Annotated in this window: 23 protein-coding genes and 1 rRNA gene; 4 read left to right on the forward strand and 20 right to left on the reverse strand. The window is 47.7% G+C overall.

From position 1 onward, the window contains the following. Window positions 1–74: 74 nt before the first annotated feature. The 7 genes from ispE to ACFQ03_RS14480 all read right to left on the reverse strand — a co-directional run bounded on the left by ispE (window position 75) and on the right by ACFQ03_RS14480 (window position 5,978). Window positions 75–929, reverse strand: coding sequence for a 4-(cytidine 5'-diphospho)-2-C-methyl-D-erythritol kinase (gene ispE / locus ACFQ03_RS14450; RefSeq protein ID WP_144936714.1), 855 nt, complete (start codon window positions 927–929; stop codon window positions 75–77). Window positions 930–1,263: 334 nt separating this feature from the next. After that, complete coding sequence (locus tag ACFQ03_RS14455) at window positions 1,264–1,452, reverse strand: small, acid-soluble spore protein, alpha/beta type (protein WP_144936712.1); 189 nt, start codon at window positions 1,450–1,452, stop codon at window positions 1,264–1,266. A gap of 239 nt (window positions 1,453–1,691) precedes the next feature. Continuing rightward, a complete protein-coding gene (gene veg, locus ACFQ03_RS14460) occupies window positions 1,692–1,967 on the reverse strand; it encodes a biofilm formation stimulator Veg (RefSeq protein ID WP_144936710.1) in 276 nt (91 codons plus the stop codon). A gap of 211 nt (window positions 1,968–2,178) precedes the next feature. Then, window positions 2,179–3,051 (reverse strand): sporulation peptidase YabG, encoded by an 873-nt coding sequence (gene yabG / locus ACFQ03_RS14465; protein ID WP_144936846.1) that lies wholly within the window; start codon window positions 3,049–3,051, stop codon window positions 2,179–2,181. Window positions 3,052–3,113: 62 nt separating this feature from the next. Next, on the reverse strand, window positions 3,114–4,004 hold the full coding sequence (gene rsmA / locus ACFQ03_RS14470; protein ID WP_379288980.1) for a 16S rRNA (adenine(1518)-N(6)/adenine(1519)-N(6))-dimethyltransferase RsmA: 891 nt from the start codon (window positions 4,002–4,004) through the stop codon (window positions 3,114–3,116). Then, a complete protein-coding gene (rnmV, locus tag ACFQ03_RS14475; protein WP_150960569.1) occupies window positions 4,005–4,550 on the reverse strand; it encodes a ribonuclease M5 in 546 nt (181 codons plus the stop codon). A gap of 288 nt (window positions 4,551–4,838) precedes the next feature. Then, window positions 4,839–5,978 carry a 3D domain-containing protein gene (locus ACFQ03_RS14480; protein ID WP_144936701.1) on the reverse strand — a complete coding sequence of 380 codons (1,140 nt, stop codon included), beginning with the start codon at window positions 5,976–5,978 and terminating at the stop codon, window positions 4,839–4,841. A gap of 494 nt (window positions 5,979–6,472) precedes the next feature. On the opposite strand from ACFQ03_RS14480, the gene ACFQ03_RS14485 reads away from it, so the two are divergent. Both ACFQ03_RS14485 and ACFQ03_RS14490 read left to right on the forward strand, forming a co-directional pair. After that, window positions 6,473–7,225, forward strand: coding sequence for an ABC transporter ATP-binding protein (locus ACFQ03_RS14485; protein WP_379288983.1), 753 nt, complete (start codon window positions 6,473–6,475; stop codon window positions 7,223–7,225). Beyond that, window positions 7,218–8,438 (forward strand): ABC transporter permease, encoded by a 1,221-nt coding sequence (locus ACFQ03_RS14490; protein ID WP_379288985.1) that lies wholly within the window; start codon window positions 7,218–7,220, stop codon window positions 8,436–8,438. The genes ACFQ03_RS14485 and ACFQ03_RS14490 overlap by 8 nt, the downstream gene beginning before the upstream one ends. Here ACFQ03_RS14490 and ACFQ03_RS14495 read toward each other — a convergent pair. Together ACFQ03_RS14495 and ACFQ03_RS14500 are read right to left on the reverse strand one after the other, a co-directional pair. Next, entirely contained in the window at window positions 8,424–9,191 is a 768-nt protein-coding gene (locus tag ACFQ03_RS14495; protein WP_379288987.1) for a TatD family hydrolase, read from the reverse strand. The two genes, ACFQ03_RS14490 and ACFQ03_RS14495, sit on opposite strands and share 15 nt — an antisense overlap. A 22-nt stretch (window positions 9,192–9,213) precedes the next feature. Further along, window positions 9,214–10,485 (reverse strand): HD domain-containing protein, encoded by a 1,272-nt coding sequence (locus ACFQ03_RS14500; RefSeq protein WP_150960565.1) that lies wholly within the window; start codon window positions 10,483–10,485, stop codon window positions 9,214–9,216. Window positions 10,486–10,866: 381 nt separating this feature from the next. On the opposite strand from ACFQ03_RS14500, the gene ACFQ03_RS14505 reads away from it, so the two are divergent. Beyond that, the gene (locus ACFQ03_RS14505) at window positions 10,867–11,121 is read left to right on the forward strand and encodes an AbrB/MazE/SpoVT family DNA-binding domain-containing protein (protein ID WP_144936688.1); all 255 of its coding nucleotides are present in this window, start codon (window positions 10,867–10,869) and stop codon (window positions 11,119–11,121) included. Window positions 11,122–11,274: 153 nt separating this feature from the next. Here the strand turns inward: ACFQ03_RS14505 and rsmI are convergent, their stop codons facing one another. The 10 genes from rsmI to ACFQ03_RS14555 form a co-directional block, all read right to left on the reverse strand. Continuing rightward, on the reverse strand, window positions 11,275–12,138 hold the full coding sequence (gene rsmI / locus ACFQ03_RS14510) for a 16S rRNA (cytidine(1402)-2'-O)-methyltransferase (protein ID WP_150960566.1): 864 nt from the start codon (window positions 12,136–12,138) through the stop codon (window positions 11,275–11,277). Continuing rightward, window positions 12,135–12,926: a tRNA1(Val) (adenine(37)-N6)-methyltransferase gene (locus ACFQ03_RS14515; protein ID WP_144936682.1), complete on the reverse strand. Its 792-nt coding sequence runs from the start codon at window positions 12,924–12,926 to the stop codon at window positions 12,135–12,137. Before ACFQ03_RS14515 ends, rsmI begins: the two co-directional genes overlap by 4 nt. A gap of 263 nt (window positions 12,927–13,189) precedes the next feature. After that, window positions 13,190–13,525: a DNA replication initiation control protein YabA gene (gene yabA, locus ACFQ03_RS14520; protein WP_144936677.1), complete on the reverse strand. Its 336-nt coding sequence runs from the start codon at window positions 13,523–13,525 to the stop codon at window positions 13,190–13,192. Window positions 13,526–13,550: 25 nt separating this feature from the next. Then, a complete protein-coding gene (locus ACFQ03_RS14525) occupies window positions 13,551–14,354 on the reverse strand; it encodes a PSP1 domain-containing protein (protein WP_144936674.1) in 804 nt (267 codons plus the stop codon). A 2-nt stretch (window positions 14,355–14,356) separates the two neighbouring features. Then, on the reverse strand, window positions 14,357–15,334 hold the full coding sequence (holB, locus tag ACFQ03_RS14530) for a DNA polymerase III subunit delta' (RefSeq protein WP_144936671.1): 978 nt from the start codon (window positions 15,332–15,334) through the stop codon (window positions 14,357–14,359). A 14-nt stretch (window positions 15,335–15,348) separates the two neighbouring features. Next, window positions 15,349–15,795 carry a YaaR family protein gene (locus ACFQ03_RS14535; RefSeq protein ID WP_144936668.1) on the reverse strand — a complete coding sequence of 149 codons (447 nt, stop codon included), beginning with the start codon at window positions 15,793–15,795 and terminating at the stop codon, window positions 15,349–15,351. Window positions 15,796–15,833: 38 nt separating this feature from the next. Beyond that, window positions 15,834–16,163, reverse strand: coding sequence for a cyclic-di-AMP receptor (locus ACFQ03_RS14540; protein ID WP_144936665.1), 330 nt, complete (start codon window positions 16,161–16,163; stop codon window positions 15,834–15,836). An 18-nt stretch (window positions 16,164–16,181) separates the two neighbouring features. Beyond that, a complete protein-coding gene (gene tmk / locus ACFQ03_RS14545) occupies window positions 16,182–16,841 on the reverse strand; it encodes a dTMP kinase (RefSeq protein ID WP_150960568.1) in 660 nt (219 codons plus the stop codon). A 200-nt stretch (window positions 16,842–17,041) separates the two neighbouring features. Further along, window positions 17,042–18,523, reverse strand: coding sequence for an aminotransferase class I/II-fold pyridoxal phosphate-dependent enzyme (locus ACFQ03_RS14550; protein ID WP_379288992.1), 1,482 nt, complete (start codon window positions 18,521–18,523; stop codon window positions 17,042–17,044). A gap of 163 nt (window positions 18,524–18,686) precedes the next feature. Then, complete coding sequence (locus ACFQ03_RS14555) at window positions 18,687–18,890, reverse strand: sigma factor G inhibitor Gin (protein WP_144936659.1); 204 nt, start codon at window positions 18,888–18,890, stop codon at window positions 18,687–18,689. A 204-nt stretch (window positions 18,891–19,094) separates the two neighbouring features. Between ACFQ03_RS14555 and ACFQ03_RS14560 the strand changes: the two genes are divergently transcribed. Continuing rightward, a complete protein-coding gene (locus ACFQ03_RS14560) occupies window positions 19,095–19,616 on the forward strand; it encodes a hypothetical protein (protein WP_379288994.1) in 522 nt (173 codons plus the stop codon). A 256-nt stretch (window positions 19,617–19,872) separates the two neighbouring features. Here ACFQ03_RS14560 and rrf read toward each other — a convergent pair. Then, window positions 19,873–19,989 (reverse strand): 5S ribosomal RNA (gene rrf, locus ACFQ03_RS14565). Window positions 19,990–20,195: the final 206 nt, after the last annotated feature.

Below are 20,195 nucleotides of genomic sequence, written 5' to 3' on the forward strand. Positions count from 1 at the left end.
GGGAGAAGCTCTTTTTCTATATCCGCTTTTTCCAATTCCTACACCCACAGAGATTTTACACTATCGCAAGAGTGTCAGGTCAGCAGCCGTACAGCGTACACTTCTTTGCAAAAGCCTCTCAAGCCGTTATATATCTTTGCCGCTTTGGAAAACTTCGAGACCAGGCCGAACACCGTCGGACCGCTTCCGGACATCAATACGCCGTCGGCTCCCATCCGCTGCATGCTGTCCCGCAGTTGCCTTACCTCCGGATATAATTCGAAGGTTATATTTTCCAATACATTACCCAGTGAGCGGCACAATAAATCAAATCGTCCCGAACGGATGGATTGCAGCATATCCGGAATGGAAGGATGGTGTTCGATTTCGGAAGCCTTCAGCTTCCCGTAAACTTCCCCTGTAGATACATTAATGGGCGGTTTAGCAAGGATAACCCAGCACTGTGGAGGTGAAGGTAGGGGCTCGAGCTTCTCTCCCCTGCCACTTGCCAAAGCAGTACCTCCCATCACACAGAAGGGCACGTCCGAACCAAGCTCGGCTCCGAGCTCCATCAATTCCCGGGCGGGGATGCCCAGATTCCACAGACGGTTCAAGCCGCGAAGAGTGGCGGCGGCATCGCTGCTTCCCCCTGCCAGACCGGCCGCAACGGGAATTTTTTTGTCCAGGTGGATATAAACCCCTTTATGTACGTTATATCGTTCCTTAATCAGCTTGGCCGCCTGGAAAGCAAGGTTCTTCTCATCCAGCGGGATATAGCCCGCCTGACTTGATATGATAATGGTGTCCCGAGACAGCTCCTGCATTTCCAGCCTGTCCGCCAAATCAACCATCGTCATGACCATTTCCACTTCATGATACCCATCTTCCCTTTTGTATAATACATCCAAAGAAAGGTTGATTTTAGCCGGAGCCTTTTCAAATACTTTCATGCAGTCACCTTCTTCGCATTTACCGTTAAACAGCTTAACATATTATAACATGGCTGGTCAGCAAAATAACCCCATAAAGTGGCGCATGCCTTCGAAGCGTACTCCGTCCTGGTCACCCGCCATGCAGCGCCGCAACGTGTGCCGCGAGAGGCACGCATTTGAGTCCTCCAATCCCGGTCGCACTCCCTGACTTTCTTTCGATAGCAGCTTGATAACATTTTGCGGCTAATGATACTAAAAAAAGCCGGAACGGCTATCCCTCCGGCCTCCGGCTTCTGGCAACCCGTTTCGCCGGCTCAGAGCTTGCGGCATGTACTTCCGGCGAACTCGGCATTTAACGGTTCGGACGGTTTCCGCTTGTGGCCTGCTCGGCGATTTGGATCGCCCGTTTAACCATATTTCCGGCATCCTTGGTCCGAATCCCGCCCCAGCCCTCTTCTTTGACCGTATTATAGAATCCTAAATCTTTGGCAAGCTCATATTTAAACTGTTCGGACATGACGCTTCTTCTTCTCCGGCTCATCAGTATCCCTCCTTTCGCTCAGGGTTAGTATGTGTAAAGGCAGACAATAAAATAACCCCACAGAGTAACGTCCGGCCTTCGAAGCATATTCCATCCGTGTTCCAACAGAGTCAGCGGCCAAGACTTCCTCTAAGCGCTGTCGCTCTTCCCTAATTACACTCTTTGCGGCGAGCCTTGAATATCCCCTACAAATAAAAAACAGCAAAACCCAAAAGGGCTTTGCTGCAAAATTCGTTCAGTTAAGTTTGCATATAAGAGATGCGGACTTGTCCTTCATCTTGGCAGACGGTTACTTCTACGGACTCCGTCAGTATATCCGCATAGCTGTATGACACTCGTTTAAAAGCATGCTGCTCTTGATCAAGCTTTACGATAAAAACAGAAGGGTAGGTCTCTTCCAAAACTCCAGATCGTTCAATGGTCTTTCGGCGACCACCGTTTGCACGCAACACAATCTTCTGCCCAACGTGGGGCTCCAAACTGCGTCTGATCTCCAATAGCGCATTTTTAGCCATTGTAAGCTACCACCTCTTTCCTTAGTCCATTATAACTCAAGATGGGCAGCTTGTCAATTAAGGATAATATTATATCAGCATCATAATTGCGTTGTCAACGGTTAATTTGTCCCGAATTTTTTTGAACAACGAGGCCTGCCGGTACGGTTCCCGAATCCGGTTAAACCTCCATAATTCTACAAAAAAAGCACCTATAAGCAAGGTGCTTGAATCAGGACTCCATATGGGTCTGCGGCTTCGGCAAAACTAATCGGAAGCTTCCCCGGGTCTGTATGCCTCCCAGCCCTTCAAGCCCCGACTGGGTTTGATGGATAATGTCGGAAATTTGGATCGTATCATCAATGGAAGTGAAGGATACTCTCGATGCCACAATCAGCGGATCCAGGGCATGGATCAACACCCGCGAAGGCGAGCTGGCAAAGTTGGCCCCGGCGAGCAGCAACGCTTCATAATGGGACTGACAGGCGCCTGCTATAATAACGAGAGAGTCCCGGTTTCTGTCGTACTGCCGGGCTATCTTCACAGCCTGAACGAAATTATGCGAATTTTTGTAATTGCTAAGATTCATGACATCCGGCTGCCCCTGACCTTTGACAAGCCCGTCATGCCCCGTAATGACCACGATATCGGGCTGGGACTGCGGAAGCAGCTTATATAGTACAGACGGCATTGCCGATTCATGGACATGTACCCCTTCAGCGGGTACTCTTAGCTGCTTATACAGCTCCATACATTTTCTCAAGTAGCGGGGGTCTCCGTCCAGATGGAGCACTTTGCCCGGAAGCTCAAAGAAGGAGCGGGCTTGGCGCGCTTTATTCGGATTGACGCGGCTGTTTCCCTTCTTATGGGTCTGTTTCTGCGTTTCGCCAAATCGCCGTATGGATTCGTCCGCACTCCTTTGAAACGCCTCCTCGTCCTTGTAAATCCTCGCGGAGCTGACCGGTTCCAAATCAGCCGGCGGTGCATCGGCCAGAAGCCGGTAATTGATCCCTCTCAACCAGGATTTGTACCGACTTATCGCTTCGATTCTGAAGATGACATCTCCGCCGTAGGATTTTCTCGTTACCAGATCCCCTTGCTTCATCGCCATAATCCCTCCCCTTGAACTATCCTATGGCAGGGATGGGCTTTTGGTGTATAAGAAGTTTACAGGGAGCGCAGCATGATGTTGCTTAATCGGGCATATTCGTCAATGGACAGTGTCTCTCCGCGCCGTACCGGATCTATACCCGCCTCTGCCAGAATAGTCTCCAAACGCGATCTCTCCCCTTTACCGAAGAAACGGGCGAGCAAGTTGTTGGCAACCGTTTTCCGTCTCTGGGCAAAGGCTGCCTGCACAACATCAAAGAAGAAGGCTTCGTCTTCCACCTGTACCGGAGGCCGATCTCTTACCTTCAGCTTAATGACCGCAGAGTCCACGTTAGGCTGCGGAATGAAGACCGTGCGCGGAACAATGGTGACCAATTGAGGCTCACAGTAATAGCTAACCGCTATACTCAGGCTTCCGTAATCCTTGGTCCCCGGTCCCGAGGCCATACGATCGGCAACCTCCTTCTGAATCATAACCACGATGTTACGGAGCGGAAGCTTCTCTTCCAGCAGCTTCATCACGATAGGGGTCGTTACATAGTAGGGCAAATTAGCCACAACGCTGACCTGTTCGCATTCCCCCAGATGTTGGCGCAGCAAATCACCCAAAGGCAGTTTAAGCACATCCCCGTGTACGATCTGCACATTAGAGTAAGATGCCAGAGTTTCGTCAAGTATGGGAATCAGCCGCTGGTCAATCTCCACAGCTAACACAGCCTTAGCCTCCCTGGCCAGCGGTTCGGTGAGAGATCCGATCCCGGGTCCGATCTCCAAGGCTCCATCATCGGGGCCCAATTCAGCCGCTTCAACGATTTTACGCAATATATTTTGATCGACCAGAAAGTTTTGCCCCAAGCTTTTCTTAAAGGAAAATCCATGTCGGGACACAATCTCTTTCGTTCGATTCGGTGCAGAAATATCTCCGTAGTCCTTTAGTTGTTTGTCCATTTACAACCCTCTTTTGGCTAATTCCTTAATGGCCTGCTCGAATTCCGCCCGGCTAATTTTAAACATGCGGCATCTCTTATGAAACTGTTTTCCGTTAGCATACCCAATTCCAAGCAGCTTGCCCGCCTCCAGACGGCGTTGGGAAGCTTGGGGATGACCGATCAAGCCCGCTTCGATCAGATCCTGCCAGGAGATTTCCGATTCGGCCGGATTGAAATCTGTCTTAACATTCGCAAGAGCCGTCCGAATTGCCTCTGGGGAGGCATTCTCGACGCCTATATCATCCTTATATAAGGCGTCCTCCTTCTGGAGGAAAGCGTGCTTGCAGCCGGGTACTCTGGCAGTAATCAGTCTTCTCAGTTTCTCCCCCGCATGATCGGGGTCGGTGAATATGATGACGCCTCTCCGTTCCTGCGCCAATTCAATCCGGCGGTAGATGTCTTCGTTAATGGCCGATCCGCCGGTTTCGATCGTATCCGCCTCTACGGCTCTACGAATAGCAGCCGTATCGTCCTTCCCCTCAACGACAATTAATTCCTTGATCATTCGGTTCACCTCAAGCGAAAAATTATGAACCATTTGTGCTGCGCTACTTGGTATGAAGTGATTTAGAGACCGTTGGAATTCCAAGTTATCCGTAAAATTTTTATCCTAGACAAATTTGGACTTCCAATCGCCGTTATCCTCGGATTAACATAATGCTATCAGCGGTTCGTTCCCGCCATACGATTGAACCGGACCACCTATAACAAGCAAAAAGAAGAGGAGCTACCCTCTTCTTGTCATGCTTCACTGTCTTTTAATTTATACCATTAACTGGCCCAAAAGCCAAGCTTAATCAGCAGTTGGTTTCTTAGGTCCGATAACATATACGGTATAGCCCCGTTTCACGCCAAATTTATTGGCATAAGACTCGCTCTCGAAGTAAATATCAATCTTGTTGCCTTTAATGGCGCTGCCTGTATCCTCGGCCCGGCGATAGCCGATTCCATCGATATAAACCCACCATCCCATCGGGATGACACTCTTGTCTACAGCAATGGTACGCCCTTCCGTTACCTTCGTTCCGGATGCGGTAATTCCGTATCCTTCATCTCCGGGATTTTTCCCCGTTGAAGAAGCCCCGGCTGTATATGCCGTAAGCGTAACATTGTTCAAAATTTTATTATACTTCGTCGGAACTCCGTTGTCGGGAATGAACTCGCCGCCTGACTCTGCGGACAAAGCCATGACTTGCGGATTTTTAACGCCTACCGCAATAACTTTATTCACGCTCTCTTCGACAATCGTCTCTCCTACGATGCTTTCCGCAATTAACTGACCGTCTTCATAAACCTTCTCGGTCTGCACCAGCTTGCTGCCTTCTTTCCCTTCCTGAACTACCTGCTCTTTTCCCTTGAGCAAGTTATGATCATCTTGGGTTATCGTTTCAAAGGCAAGCGGCACCGTCTGTTCTTCAATCTGTTTCGTAACGCGGATCACCTGAATAGAGGCGTCCGACACAATGGGATCTTCTATGGCGGGAACGACTCTATCGTCTTCCCCAACATGTATATTTAAATCTTCCAACGCACTGGCAACCGTTCTTCCAGTTGTGTACAATGTCTTGGTCTCCCCATCAGCAGTTACCAGAACAGGCAATGTATGATCGATCGTAAATCGGTCGCCGTTCTCGATTTGGGTGTTGAGATCCGCCGAAATGCGGTCATGCTCATCTACCGAGATTCCTTGTTCATCCAGCAGACGACTCAAGATCCACTGTTTCGTTTGAATCGTTTTTTCTTCTCCGTCCACCACCAAAGAAACGCTTTTGGTTGCCGTACCGTACAACAACATGAAAAACATGAAAGTCAATGCGAATGAAGCCAAGGCAATTATTGTTACCAAACGCAGGTTTTCATGCTTCCAACGCAATGCGAAGGACATGCTGGATGATCGTTTTACATGGGTGTTCTCAACCTGGATTGCGCCCACTTCTTCGGTCCTCCTTCAAAGCCCCGCCGTCGACTGTTACGCATGATTAAGATCTGACGCGACTAAGATAATTGGGTTTAGATTAATATCACCGTAATTTCTTGATTGACAAGATCACACTTTTGGCGCTCTTGACCTAGCTCCACCTCCCCTTAAACAAAACTCTATGTGAAAGTCCGGATATGTATCCCAAAATTATTAGCGATTAGAAATTCGGCGATAGGTTTTAAGCTTTCATGAAAGTTATCATAAGCTCTATCGATCAACCTTGTAAAGAGGGTGAGCCCTATATAAAAACCCGATTTTCGAACCTATTCCGGCAAATTCTGAAAATTACAAAACATAACCGTTCTATTTCTATCCATTAATAAAGGTTTTCTGATTATTTCGCCGTTTTTCGTGTTGCATTAGGAAAATAAGCGCCTTAGGTTTATAATGGACAGACATAAATTAAGTTAAAAATATCCATAATATGGGAAAGCGAGGTAGGTTTTTTGGCACCGATTTTGACCCTTGAAAACGTATTCGGAGGGTACTTTATCCACAAGCCAGTCCTAAAAAATATTTCCTTTTCTGTCAATGAAGGGGAAATGATAGGCCTGATAGGTTTAAACGGAGCAGGCAAAAGCACAACAATCAAACACATTCTCGGTTTGCTTCAACCGCAGCAAGGCGATATCCGGGTGAAAGGGCAGACCTTGGCCGAGGCTCCGGAGATCTATCGCTCCGCCTTCGCCTATGTTCCGGAAAGCCCTGAATTGTATGAGGAGCTTACGATTTGGGAGCATCTGGAGCTTACCGCTCTTGCCTATGGACTTTCCAAAACGGAATTGAACACGCGGGCCGACAAGCTTCTGGATTTGTTTCACATGAGGAATAAAGTCAAGCATTTTCCGGTACATTTGTCCAAGGGGATGCGCCAGAAGGTAATGATCATGAACGCCTTTCTGATCGAACCGCCGCTATATATTATCGACGAGCCGTTCCTCGGATTGGATCCGCTAGGTATTCGCTCTCTGCTGGATTTGATGGTCACCTTCAAGGAGGCGGGGGCGAGCTTCCTGATCAGCTCTCATATCCTATCCACTCTGGAAAAATACTGCGACCGTTTCCTTGTACTTAACGAGGGGGTCATTGTTGGAGAGGGAACGCTTGTCGAATTGGGGCAGTTGGCAAATATGGAAGGCGCGCCACTCGACGATATTTTCTATAAACTGATTCAAAACGGGGGAAAAGGAGATGTTTGATCCCATTCAATTATGGGGTAGAAGATGCCGATCCTTCTGGAAGGAGGCGGCCTACTACTGGCGGTTCATCGGCAGAAGCATGAGCCAAGGGGTCTTGTTCTTTGCCTTTATAGCGGCAATGTATATGTATATTCAGTGGCTGGAAACTTTGCCGGACAACTTTCCTTATTACTGGTTCACGGTCCCTCTGATAACCTGGGCGGTAGCCTTCAGTCCCATCCGTACATTCCTGCAGCCGGCGGATCGAGTGTTTTTGCTCCCGGTGGAAAGCCGAATCGGGCCTTATTTATCCCGGGCATTACGGTACAGTTATCTTTGGCAGGCTGCCACAGTTCTCGTCGTGGCGATTATTTTATGGCCACTTTATAAAGTATCCAAAGACGGTTCGACCTCCTTTCTTCTGTTGAGCGTATTTCTATTAATTGTTAAATGGGGGAATGTTCTCGGCAGTTGGCAAGAGGCCCGGCAGGTTCATGAGCGCAGTCGACGACTGCTTCGCTTCATTAGATGGACAGCCTCCACCAGTGTCGTTTTTACCGTATACCAGTATGGACCCGCTATAGCAGGCATCATCGGCCTTCTTTGGATAACCATCCTCTGGGCAAGCTACAAGAAGACGAATCAATATCCGATCCCTTGGGAATATCTGATTCGGAAGGAGCGGGAGCACCTCTCCAAGCATTATCTGTTCTTCAGCTGGTTCATTGAAGTGGATCACCTGCCGAATCGTGTCAAACCACGGCGCTGGCTGGCTTCCATTACAGGCCGATTCCCGTTCCGCCAAGCGTCCACTTATTTATATTTGTTTACGAAGACGTATATTCGCTCGGAAACGGCCAGCATTTCGGTCAGATTAACCGTTGCCGGGGCTCTGCTTCTCCTTCTAGTTCCCGATCCGAACTGGAAAATCGCGGTGTTCGGCATCTTCATATGGATGTCCTGTGTCCAGATGTCTTCTCTGGATCAGTATCACCGTTATACGTTCTGGCTTAAGCTCTACCCTGTTGATGCGATGAGCAAGAGAGCAGCGATTATCCGCATTGTTTATGTAAGCCTGCTCAGCCAATGGTTCCTTCTAGGAGCGGTGCTTGTCTGGCAATCCCGGGGATCCGGCTTCTCCTTGGCCGCGGTAGCTGTTTCTTTGATGATGATCAGCGCTTACTGCCTCATCTTCATGAGAAAAAAGCTGAAGCGGACCTCACTTCAGCTTTAGCAGTCGTATAGCATTCGTTGTCGTTATTTCTGCAATTTCTTCCAGCGTCTTCCCTGTCAGTTCGGCGGCCGCTTCGGCTACAAGCCGGACATAGGCGGACTCGTTTCTTTTGCCGCGGTAGGGATGGGGAGTAAGATAAGGCGAATCCGTCTCAATCAGCAGCCGATCGAGGGGCACCTTCTGCAGCACCTCTTTCGGCTGTTTGGCGTTCTTGAAGGTTATCGGCCCGCCGAAGGAAATATGGAAGTTCATATCCAGGCACAGCTTGGCAGTCTCCCAGCTTCCCGAATAGCAGTGCATGATGCCGCCTACTTCCGAAGCTTTCTCCTCCCGCAGGATTTTAACGATATCGCTATGAGCGTCCCGGTTATGAATCACTATCGGCAGACCCAGCTTGCGGGCCAAACGGATCTGATCACGGAAGACGCGATCCTGTACATCCTTGGGAGAAGTATCCCAATAATAATCAAGTCCGATCTCCCCTATAGCGACTACTTTCTCATGACTGCATAACGATTCGAGCCAATCCAGATCCTCGGGCCGCATATCTTTGGCATCCTGGGGATGCCAGCCTACAGTGGAATAAATAAAATCATATTGTTCCGCGAGCTTAAGGGAAGTAGGGATCGTTTCCCGATTAAAGCCCACATTGACTATTCTTGTAACTCCTTGCTCTACCGCTCTGGCTATGACGGCTTCGCGGTCTTCGTCAAATTTCTCATCATTCAGATGCGCATGAGTATCTGTCAGCATGTTCTGCTCCTTTCCAAAACCATTACCGATCTGCATCCAGCAGCCTGCGCAGAGTTTCGGGCATATCGTCCAGCGCAACAATTTCAGCCGGATAATAAAGTTGATTCTGGCCCCGGCGGATGCCGCTGATGGAACGAACGATCTCAGACCGGGTCGATATTTCGTTTAATTGTTTGCGCTCATCCAATAACAAAATAGGCAGCTTCTCATCCAATTCGCCGGGTCGGTACACATCATAAGGCAAATCGAGCGGAAAATCAATTTCGACATAATATTCGGATTTCCACCCCCGGCGGTTCATCCAAAGCTTCAGCTCTTCAGCCAGCGCTTCGTCCTCTTTCTCAATCGGAACATGCTTAAACAGCCTGCGGTGAATAAATCGGGCGCACAGGTCGGCAAGTACCCCATCTTCTTCCTCCATCCAATACATGAACACCGTCTGCATCAGCGCTTCATCCAAATAAAAATAATCATTCACTGATAACTTTTGATCAAAAAGCGCCTGTATCGGTTTCACCATAAAGCGAAACGGGTATCTATCTTCGTATAAAGCTTTAGCACGCATAAAGATTTTATCCAATAAAATTTCCGCGCTGCGGGTTACGGGATGGAAATAAACCTGCCAGTGCATCTGATATCTGGACATTAAATAATCCTCTACGGCATGCATGCCGCTGTCTTTGACAACGACATGCCCCTTATAGGGCCGCATCATTCTAAGAATGCGTTCCATGTCGAAAGTGCCGTAATTTACACCTGTATAATAAGCATCTCTCAGTAAATAGTCCATCCGGTCCGCATCCAATTGGCTGGATACTAAGCTGACGACTATTTCCTTAGGATAAGATTTGGCAATCACCGCAGCTACCTGCTCGGGAAAACTGGGATCGATCCGGCGCAAAACTTCATTAACCTCGGTATCTCCTAAAATCATTCGACAAGTCCAATCCTCATGATTCGTCTTGAATGTTTTCTCGATGGAATGGGAGAAGGGCCCGTGTCCCAAATCATGAAGCAAGGCGGCACAAAGACAGAGCAACCGCTCTTCCCGCGGCCAATCCGGATAATGGTTTCGCTCGAACAAGGAAATGATTTTGCGGGTTATTTCGTAGACTCCAAGAGAATGGGAGAACCGGCTGTGTTCCGCTCCATGAAAGGTTACATAGGAGGTACCTAATTGACGGATGCGGCGCAGCCTTTGAAACTCTTTTGTGTTGATTAAGTGCCAGATAGTCTCGTCTTGAACATAAACATATTTGTGGACTGGATCTTTGAACACTTTCTCTTCCATCATAAGTCAGTTCCTCCTTTTAATCTCTTAAATTCATTAGTTTTCTAGACATTAATTCGACAAAATATCGAAGGAATTTGTCGAAAAATATATGGATGATTTCCCAATATAAAAGGTTTAGAGGAAAAGTTTCTCTTCCCTGCTATTCCAAAATATAGTATAAATATACAAGATTCATGACTGAAAAATCCAGTTTGCACCTTAAAATATCGCGTAAACGCTGGGTTAGAGACAAAAACCAACTGTCTATCTATCTTTTTCCTGTAAATGGATAGGCAAGGGAAATGATTTGTGTTGACTATTATGGGAAGAGTTGGTATTATAATAAAGTAAAATATTGTCGAATAATGACGATTAATATATTGAAGAGGTGAAGTTTTCATTATGTTGAAATCTACCGGAATTGTAAGGAAAGTTGATGAATTGGGACGCGTTGTTATTCCTATAGAACTTCGCCGTACTCTAGGAATCGGGGAAAAAGACGCCTTGGAAATCTATGTAGATGGCGAAAGAATCATGTTGAAGAAATATGAGCCTGCCTGCATCTTTTGCGGCAATGCAGAAGACGTGACTTACTTCAAAGGAAAAATAGTTTGTCAGAATTGTGTCACGGAAATGCCCGCACCTGTGACAAAATAATAATAATGGTGTATAATGGGTATAATCGATAATTTGTTAATTCTAACCTTTTTCATATCTCCTCTAATCCCTAAGTATGGAAGCATTATTTTTCCGCCTGCTACTTAGGGATCTTTTTTTGTTCAAGGAGAGTTTTTAGTTGTGTTTCTACTATTATAATAACTGATTGTATACTTCCCTCTTCGGCACTCCCCGATCTTGCGCGGCTCTTTTGATCGCTTGCTTGCGATCTTCCCCTTGGCGAATATAGAACTCCACATGGTCCTCCAGAGTCAGCTCCTGCCACCAGGCTTCTCGGTCGTCAGCCTCTGCTTCTCCCGCACCGACCACGATACAATATTCTCCCAACGGTTCCACTTCATCGAGATGCTGCAGGCAATCATCCAACCGCCCTCTAACGACTTCCTCATATTTCTTGGTTAATTCCCTTACCAAAGCGACCTCCCGGTTTCCCCAGGCCTCGCGTATTTCTTTAAGGGTTTTGACAATCCGATGAGGGGATTCATAGAAGATGACGGTCGCCTGGACGTCTTTCCATAAACTCAGTTCTTTAGCCATCCCCTTCTTATCCCTTGGAAGGAATCCAACGAAGACGAATTTATCGGTCGGCAGACCGGAAATGATTAAGGCCGACAACGCGGCATTAGCACCCGGAATTGGAACTACGGGTATACTATGCTCCACAGCAGCACGAACCAGATCGTAACCGGGATCGGAAATGGCCGGCAGCCCCGCATCGGAGACCAATGCCACGGATTCCCCCGCCTCCATCCTGCGGATTAGCTCCGCTCCACTCGCTTCTTTATTATGTTCATGATAACTGACCAGACGGTTGGAGATTTCCAGATGGGACAGCAGCTTGCGCGTCTGCCTCGTATCTTCGGCCGCGATCCAATCGGCTTCTTTCAATACTCGTACCGCCCTGTAGGTGATATCCTCCAGGTTTCCAATCGGTGTCGCCACCAAATATAGCGTTCCCGTGTTTCCCGCATTTCGAAAGCTTTGCTGAATGTTCATCTTTCCCCTCCTTCCTTTCCTTCTTCGGACGACAGGCTATCCCTATTGCCATAATAGATTTCCATGAGCTCCTCGCAATATTCATGATTATTCTTATAGACAATAAGCGGAGGAAGCAGCTTCACTTCCGGCTTGCCGTCGCGAATCGCTTCAATTAGCACCATGTTACTTTCTTCCCCTTGCCGGGGATGAACAAAACGGATACGCTTCGCTTCCAGCCTGTACTTACTTAACGCATGCAAAATCTCCACCAGTCGGGAGGGACGGTGAACCATCGCTACTTTGCCCCCTGTTCGGACCAGTCTGCTGCAAGCGGCTGCTACATCATCCAGAGTGCAGAAGATTTCATGCCGTGCCGCCGCAACATGGGGGTTTAGGTTCTGATCCCCGGTTCTGGCTTTCATATAAGGAGGATTGACCGTTACCAAATCAAACTTCCCATAGCCCAATGTCTCATGAATGGTCCTCAAATCGCCCTGCATGATGCGGACCTGTTCTTCCAGACCATTAAGACGCACGTTCCGGTCCGCCATATCGGCAAGCCGCTCCTGAATTTCTACCCCCCATATATTAGCCTTGGTACGGGTTGTCAGCAGCAGTGGAATAACTCCATTTCCTGTGCATAAATCCATGATTTTGCCTCGTGGCGGTACCGTACAAAAGCGAGACAACAAAACAGCGTCCATCGAAAAGCTGAAGACCTCGCCACTTTGAATGATGTGCAAATCATTCGTCAATAAATCATCAACCCGTTCGTGTTCCTGGAGTTTTACCGGAATCGATTCCATGATATTTCCCTCACAACTTTAATCTGAAAATAATATGGTAACTTTTCATGCCAATCCGAAAGATCTTTACTTTATGATTTAGTAAATTTAACTTTCGGATGTGGTAAGAAAAGCTTCTATTGATGCCCAATCAGAGATGTCGTCAAATTCTTCTTTAGTGGTAGCTTTTCATGCCAATCCGAAAGATCTTTACTTTATGATTTAGTAAATTTAACTTTCGGATGTGGTAAAAAACCGCAGAGACTTATATCTCTGCGGTAGAATCATTTATTCAAAAAAGATAAGCAGAACAAGCAATCTCCCTCATTACGAAGATGCCCGTAATAAACATTACATATATGAAAGCCTTCATAGTATAGTCTGGCCAGGTTATCGTAGCCTTCTCCTATGACCGGCGTTTCTTTCCCTTCTTGATGTTTGACTTCGCCAGAGGTGTCCTTCTTCAATAATTTCCTGAGCTGTTGGTTCTCGTTCGTCAAACGGTGATTTTCCTCCATGACAAGGACAAGCTGTTGTTTCAAGGAATTGAGGTCGGCAAGATTTGCGCTCATCCGTTCTTCCATTTGTTCTATCTGTAAAAATAGTTCTTTTTTGTCCACGGTTTCACCCCGACGTTAAAATCCGCTATTCCTGTTCGACAACATCTTCCGAAGGAAGATCCAGAATTCTGTTCTGTTCGAACAATTGAACTTTAATCATCTTTTCATTAGCCTTAATGCTTAATACTTTGCCGGTACCATATGAGGTCATTACAATTTTGCCTATCTTGGGAAGCTCATCCTTCACACTTTCATAATTATCATGCTCATACTTGAGGCAGCACATCAATCTTCCGCATAGTCCGGAAATCTTGGTAGGATTTAATGACAAATTCTGATCTTTGGCCATCTTGATGGATACCGGCTCGAAATCCCCCAGGAAAGAGGAGCAGCATAATATTCTTCCGCAAGGCCCGATTCCTCCAAGCAGCTTCGCTTCGTCCCGGACTCCAATTTGCCTAAGCTCTATCCGTGTGCGGAAGATGCTGGCCAGATCCTTGACCAACTCTCGAAAATCCACCCTACCTTCGGCCGTAAAGTAAAAAATAATTTTATTGCGATCAAATGTATATTCTACATCAACCAGCTTCATCTTCAGTTGATGGTCCTTTATCTTTTCCTGGCAGATGCCAAAAGCGTCCTTGGCCGCCAATTTATTGCCTTCCACTAATTTCGCATCGTTATCATCCGCAATGCGAATTACTTTCTTGAGCGGGAGCACGACATCATCTTCAGGCACTTCCCGTTTGCCGATGACAACTTTGCCATATTCCAATCCTCTTGCCGTATCGACTATCACATGATCATCCTTATCCACTGGCAAGTCTATAGGATCGAAATAAAATATTTTGCCCGCTTTCTTGAAGCGAACACCGACTACTGAATACAAAGCTACCCCCCCTGTAAGTCAATCATCCATTTTTCGAGCGTAAGCTGGGGATTGGCGTTAAACCTAATCCGTTTCCGGACATCAACCGCCCGCTCCATTCCTGTAATCCAAAAACCGACTTCCCGGCTGAAAGCTAACGGGGACATCCAGTCAGCCTGATCTATATAAACTATATTCTCCTTATGACCGCTGCTCAAACGCACCATATCCTTGAGCCATAACATCCACAAATCCATTAATATGTCTATATGCTCGTTGAGCTTACTCTTGAACACCTTCTGCTGTAAAGTAATCATCGCGTGAGGAAGCTTCGTCAATGATTCCTTGGCCAGCTGCAAAACCGTATTTCTCGCCTCCGCAAACCATTCCGCAGATACCAGCTCCCTCGCCGCATGCACTCCGGCCGCCAGATGAACCGCAGGCGAAACCAGTATCGGCGAGAGTCCTTCTTCTATTAGAATAGAAGACATCTCCAGCGGGCTCGCCGGAACGAAAGAAATCCATTGCGCCCGGGATTGAATGGTGGGCAGCAAGGCATGTCCATTTTCCGTTATCAGGACTGCAATGATGTCCGTAAGGGGCTCCTCCAGAAACTTCAGCAAGCTGTTGGCAGCCTGAACCGTCATCCGGTCCGCTTCATTCAGGACATAAATTTTCGTCTGGGAAGCGGTGGCACGATAGGCAAACTCTTTCTGAAGCTCACGAATTTGATCTATCTTAATCGAGGCGCCGTCGGGCTCGATCCATACCACATCCGGATGGTTGTTATGATCTACCTTACGGCAGTTTAGGCAATGGCCGCAGCTATCGTCAACTAATTCGCTGCAGTAGAGCGCTTTGGCCAATTCCTTGGCCATCTCCCTGCGGCCCGAACCTGAAGGGCCACTGAATATATAAGCATGGGATAGCCGTCCCGACCGCAAACCGTTCTGCAGAATTCTCTTCGCTTGAGCCTGTCCGGCTATCGCTTGAAAGGACATAGCTCCCCCTCATTTCAATAGAGGAGATTGATAAGCATGCCGCGAATTTCTCCCACTTTACTCAACAGCTCAATTTTACCGTTCTCCTGCTGCAGCAGCTCATCCGCCATGGACAAGAGAACGGCGTCAATCTCCTCTAGCAATTTATAACGTTTGGCCCGCCCGCGGCGGTCCCAGCCCTTCGTCTCTTTAAGATGGACTCCGCGCCGGGCAGTCTCCTCCAGAAACTTCTTGACCAGCAGTTTGTACTGCCGAAGCTCCCTTAGTGTCAAGGATTTCGCAAGACGTTCGCCCTGCAGATGAATTTGGTCCAGAATTCGCTGCAATTCGTCCGCGGTTACCTGCTGATCATGCCTCCGCATGAATTCTGAGAAAGGCTTCGGCTGAATCTGCTGGTTTAAAGAATTGTCCAGCGGCTTGATATCTTTGGCAAGGGGCCGCAAGCCCGGTATTATCTTCATGCCTGTAGACCTGCCTTCATCGCGGACAATGGCGCCGCTTAATAATGTTCAAACCGTTCCACTTGAAGGACGAAGACGGCGGCTCCGCCCACTTGTACCTCAACGGGAAAAGGTATATACGAATCCGTCGAACCTCCCATAGGAGACACGGGAGTAACCAGTTGATCACGGACTTTACAGTTGGCTTTAATGACTTGCATCACTTCAGGGATTCGGTCATCCTCAATACCGATCATGAAAGTGGTGTTGCCTGCTTTAAGGAATCCCCCCGTACTGGCCAACTTGGTTGCGCGGAAGCCTTCCTTGACCAGCGCGTTGGACAGCCGGTTGCTGTCTTTGTCCTGCACAACGGCAATAACAAGTTTCATAGATATCCCTCCCTATTATTATACCCTAACTTGTGAGTCGGGGTGTACAAGCTTTTCAAAATCTTCTGCAATTTCGTCCGCAATCTCCTGGACCGTCCGATCCGCCCGAATCAAGCGAACCCGGTGCCGTTCCTGTTCGGCGATGGTCAGGAAGCCTTCTCTTACCTTTTGATGGTAATCATCGCCTTTAAGTTCGATGCGGTCCAAGCCTTCGCCATTGAAAGCTTGGCTTCTCTCCAGCAATCTCCTTCTGCTGATCTCTACCGGAACATCCAGCATGTAGGTTCTCGCAGGCTGCAGGCCCGCACTGGCAAAACGGCTTACGGCCAGGACAGTCTGTAAGTCAAGACCAAGCCCATAGGCCTGGTAAGCAATACTTGCATCAATATACCGGTCGCACAATACGATCCGGTTTTGTTCCAGGGCCGGGATGATTTTCTCATGTACATGCTGAGCCCGTGAGGCTGCATACAGGAGCACTTCCGTTTGATCAACCATCTCTTGATGATCAGGAGAAAGCAAGATTCGGCGAATTTCATCGCTTATCGGTGTACCGCCCGGCTCGCGTGTGACCAGCACATCCAAGCCTTGCTTAATTAAACGATCAGCCAGCAATTGGAGCTGAGTCGACTTGCCTGACCCGTCCGGGCCCTCGAAGGTGACAAAAATTCCTTTCACAAAATTCCTCCCGAAGAATGACTATACCTAGATGTATCGTCAGTTTTTTAAGCGAATGTATTTATCATCATTTGAACATATTAGGATTGGAACTCTTCACTCGGCGGCATCTCCCTGCTAAACCTTCCAAGACTCAAAAACCGATGGCCTTCCCCCTGAAAGTGGGCTCTTAATAACATATGCAGGCGCGCGCCCAGAGGTTAATCAGGATTCAGTACCTGAAGCGTAGCTAATGAGCGATCCATTGTTCCCTGAAACCTTGCCCCGGTATTGGCCAGGACAGCAAGGTAAGCTGCCGCTTCCTTCGTAACAGGCTCACCCGGATACAGAACAGGAATGCCTGGCGGATACGGAATGACCATCTCAGCCGAACGATACCCCACTGAGTTGTCCAAGGGAACCGTCTGTACACAATCATCAAGGCGGGAAGGATCGATGTCGAAAGGAATAGGAAGAGATACATGCGGCATTGAAGCGGTTGTAATCTTATTCGTCAAAGCATCATGCTTTTCCTTCTCATGAAGCCCGAATTTGTCGTTAATATCCGTTAAAGCGGATAGTAATTTTTCCGTGTCCGCCAGGCTGGAAGCAAGGCTGAATAGCAAGAGCACATGACGGGGATCCGCCATTTCAATCATACAGCCTCTAATCTCCAATTCTCGCTGTAACTCAAATCCGTTCAAGGTTCCCGTTCGATCCCTTAAAATAACTTTAAACGGATCCCTGGCATCATAAGCCCCATTCCCCTCAAGCTTCACCACCTGAAAAGCATCCAATGACGCCGCTTTATCACGAAATGTTCCGACACTCTCAAGTCCGCGCTCAAACAACCGGCTGCCTTCTTGCTGAAGCATGCTCCGGCATAGATCCAGGGACGCCATAATCGGATAAGAAGGACTCGAGGTCTGCAGCATGGACAGCCTGGAGGCTATCTTATGAACGTCGACTAAGTTGCCACGAACATGCAGCATCGCACCCATAGTCAGAGCGGTTAGCATTTTATGAGCCGATTGGACGACCACATCCGCACCTGCGGACAAAGCCGATTCAGGAAATGCCGGATGAAAGCCAAAATGAGCCCCATGGGCTTCATCAACAAGAAGCGGAATGCCCCGGGAATGAACGAGATCAGCTATAGGCTTTAAGTTTATTGCCATTCCGTAATAATTAGGGTTAGTGAGTAAAACTCCCTTAGCCTGAGGATACCGATCCAGTGCCTCGGCCAGATCCTTGCTGCCGACACTCGTGGCCAGTCCGGTTTCCGGATCCAACCACGGAGTCACAAAAACCGCCCTGGCACCCGCAAGCATCAAGCCATGGATAACCGACTTATGAACATTCCGCTGCACAATCAGTACATCCCCGCGGCCGCAGACTGCCGTAATCATGGCCAAATTCCCCGCCGTGCTGCCATTTACCAGAAAATACGTCCGGTCCGCGCCAAAGCAATCTGCCGCAAGCTCTTGAGCCTCCTTGATGACTCCTTCCGGCTGATGAAGATCATCCAATCCGGTGATTTCCGTAAAATCTATAGACATAATCTGTTCCAACATGCCCTTGTTCTTGGCAGAAAGGGCGGAACCCCCCTTATGTCCCGGAACATGAAAGCTCGAACGTCTTTGAAAATGATATTCTAATAATGTTTCATATAATGGAGCGCGTATGTATCTATCATGAATCACCCTGATGATCCTCCATATGGCTTTGATCTTTGTTCCTTAGTCCAGAAGCCCAGGGCTTTCCTCCTATGTTTAAGAAAAAAGGAGAATAAGCCAGTCACTTATTCTCCCCTTACTATATGAAAAAAAGCTTTATTAATAAAGCTTTTTTTGCAGTTAGCCAAAATTATGCATCCTTAGGGTACCAGATCTGTCTGAGCTGATGAATAAAAAATGGATATTTTTCGTCCTGCACATCCGTATGGACTATCTCCTCTTCGCAAGCGGCACATATAAATTGCGAAATAATGTGAATGCCGTCCTCTCTCTGCTGCCCGCATATGATGCATATAGTCTGACTTATTTCTTCAGTCGGTCTGGCTGCCTCCATCCTCCCCACCCCGCTTTTGAATTTCCTATTAGTATTTCCCAAATAGAAAACTATTAAACTCCCCGCCGCTATTTTTATCTTTTATTTATATTATGTAAGCTGATGACCGATGGTGTCTGTACGCTTTAATGCGAACAAGTCTTTTTCTTTAGGCGTACTTCCAATATACTAATGATAGGTCTATACATACAATCGGAGGCAAATATGAACAGGGGACTATCTGAAAAGGCTACGATATATAATTATACCTTGCTTAAAAAATGCGGGTATGGAAAATTGCCCTCTTCAATCTATATAACCATATTGTTATTATGGGGGGCGGGCTGTTTCCTTTGGCATTACAGCGGTGCTCTTGGGCTGCTGCTGGCTTTACCGGCTGTTCATGGTTTGTATTATGTGCTTATCCGCCTGATCAAGCGATTTACTCCCTGGTCAGCGGACTTTTCCTGGTTATGGACGAAGAACCTGCCTTGGAACGGATATCTGCCGGAAGGATATATCCGTAATCGCTTCTTACTCTCCATTCACATGCACCTGTTGCTTACTGGGGCCGCTATTATTGGAGCAGCCTACATCTGGGTTCCCGTCCCGGTATTTGCCACATTTATGTTTGTACATATTTGGACTCTGCTCCCGAGACTATGGATTCTGCAACAACTGAAGCAGGTTCACCCCCACGGGCTGATTAAAATAACCGCTGATGAATTATTGCTCTATTCAACCTGATACGGGAAATCCTTTAGAGGACGAAGCTGTCTTGTGTGCTTCGTCCTTTACTTCAGATTTCAATCGATTGATATGATTTGCTGTTTCATTGGACATACAAGTGCATTGATTAAGTGCCTTATCGACATCGTACCGGAGTTCAAGACAAAATAAAAAAAGCCCTGCCGGCAATATACCCGCAAGGCTTGGTTCTTATAAAAAATTCCGCATACTCTCCTTCGGGAGAGATTACGTTAAATTCAGGCAAAAAAAAGCCGCTTGGCAACGTCCTACTCTCCCAGGACCCTTCGGTCCAAGTACCATCGGCGCTGGAGGGCTTAACGGTCGTGTTCGGGATGGGTACGCGTGGTTCCCCTCCGCTATCGTCACCAAACGGTTATTCTCTTCAGGGGTTATTCCCTGAAAACTAGTAGCGAATTCAGCGATTTATCCATTGCACATCCATGATCGGGGTCCCCGCAAAGTACTCGGACTCTGCTTCGAAGCCTTATCTTCACTTTGTGGGGCATTTATTAGGTTAAGCCCTCGACCGATTAGTATTCGTCAGCTCCATGCATTGCTGCACTTCCACCCCGAACC

It is taken from the genome of Paenibacillus residui (assembly GCF_042677205.1).
GTDB lineage: Bacteria > Bacillota > Bacilli > Paenibacillales > NBRC-103111 > Paenibacillus_L > Paenibacillus_L residui.

Coding starts and splice junctions, on each gene's coding strand:
- ACFQ03_RS14500 (WP_150960565.1), bottom strand. CDS start 10,485: ATGATGGAAGAGAAAGTGTTCAAAGATCCAGTCCACAAATATGTTTAT.
- ACFQ03_RS14515 (WP_144936682.1), bottom strand. CDS start 12,926: ATGGAATCGATTCCGGTAAAACTCCAGGAACACGAACGGGTTGATGAT.
- yabG (WP_144936846.1), bottom strand. CDS start 3,051: ATGAAGCAAGGGGATCTGGTAACGAGAAAATCCTACGGCGGAGATGTC.
- ACFQ03_RS14490 (WP_379288985.1), top strand. CDS start 7,218: ATGTTTGATCCCATTCAATTATGGGGTAGAAGATGCCGATCCTTCTGG.
- holB (WP_144936671.1), bottom strand. CDS start 15,334: ATGTCCTTTCAAGCGATAGCCGGACAGGCTCAAGCGAAGAGAATTCTG.
- ACFQ03_RS14535 (WP_144936668.1), bottom strand. CDS start 15,795: ATGAAGATAATACCGGGCTTGCGGCCCCTTGCCAAAGATATCAAGCCG.
- ACFQ03_RS14540 (WP_144936665.1), bottom strand. CDS start 16,163: ATGAAACTTGTTATTGCCGTTGTGCAGGACAAAGACAGCAACCGGCTG.
- ACFQ03_RS14560 (WP_379288994.1), top strand. CDS start 19,095: ATGAACAGGGGACTATCTGAAAAGGCTACGATATATAATTATACCTTG.
- rsmA (WP_379288980.1), bottom strand. CDS start 4,004: ATGGACAAACAACTAAAGGACTACGGAGATATTTCTGCACCGAATCGA.
- rsmI (WP_150960566.1), bottom strand. CDS start 12,138: ATGAACATTCAGCAAAGCTTTCGAAATGCGGGAAACACGGGAACGCTA.
- ACFQ03_RS14495 (WP_379288987.1), bottom strand. CDS start 9,191: ATGCTGACAGATACTCATGCGCATCTGAATGATGAGAAATTTGACGAA.
- rnmV (WP_150960569.1), bottom strand. CDS start 4,550: ATGATCAAGGAATTAATTGTCGTTGAGGGGAAGGACGATACGGCTGCT.
- veg (WP_144936710.1), bottom strand. CDS start 1,967: ATGGCTAAAAATGCGCTATTGGAGATCAGACGCAGTTTGGAGCCCCAC.
- ACFQ03_RS14555 (WP_144936659.1), bottom strand. CDS start 18,890: ATGGAGGCAGCCAGACCGACTGAAGAAATAAGTCAGACTATATGCATC.
- ACFQ03_RS14505 (WP_144936688.1), top strand. CDS start 10,867: ATGTTGAAATCTACCGGAATTGTAAGGAAAGTTGATGAATTGGGACGC.
- ispE (WP_144936714.1), bottom strand. CDS start 929: ATGAAAGTATTTGAAAAGGCTCCGGCTAAAATCAACCTTTCTTTGGAT.
- ACFQ03_RS14455 (WP_144936712.1), bottom strand. CDS start 1,452: ATGAGCCGGAGAAGAAGAAGCGTCATGTCCGAACAGTTTAAATATGAG.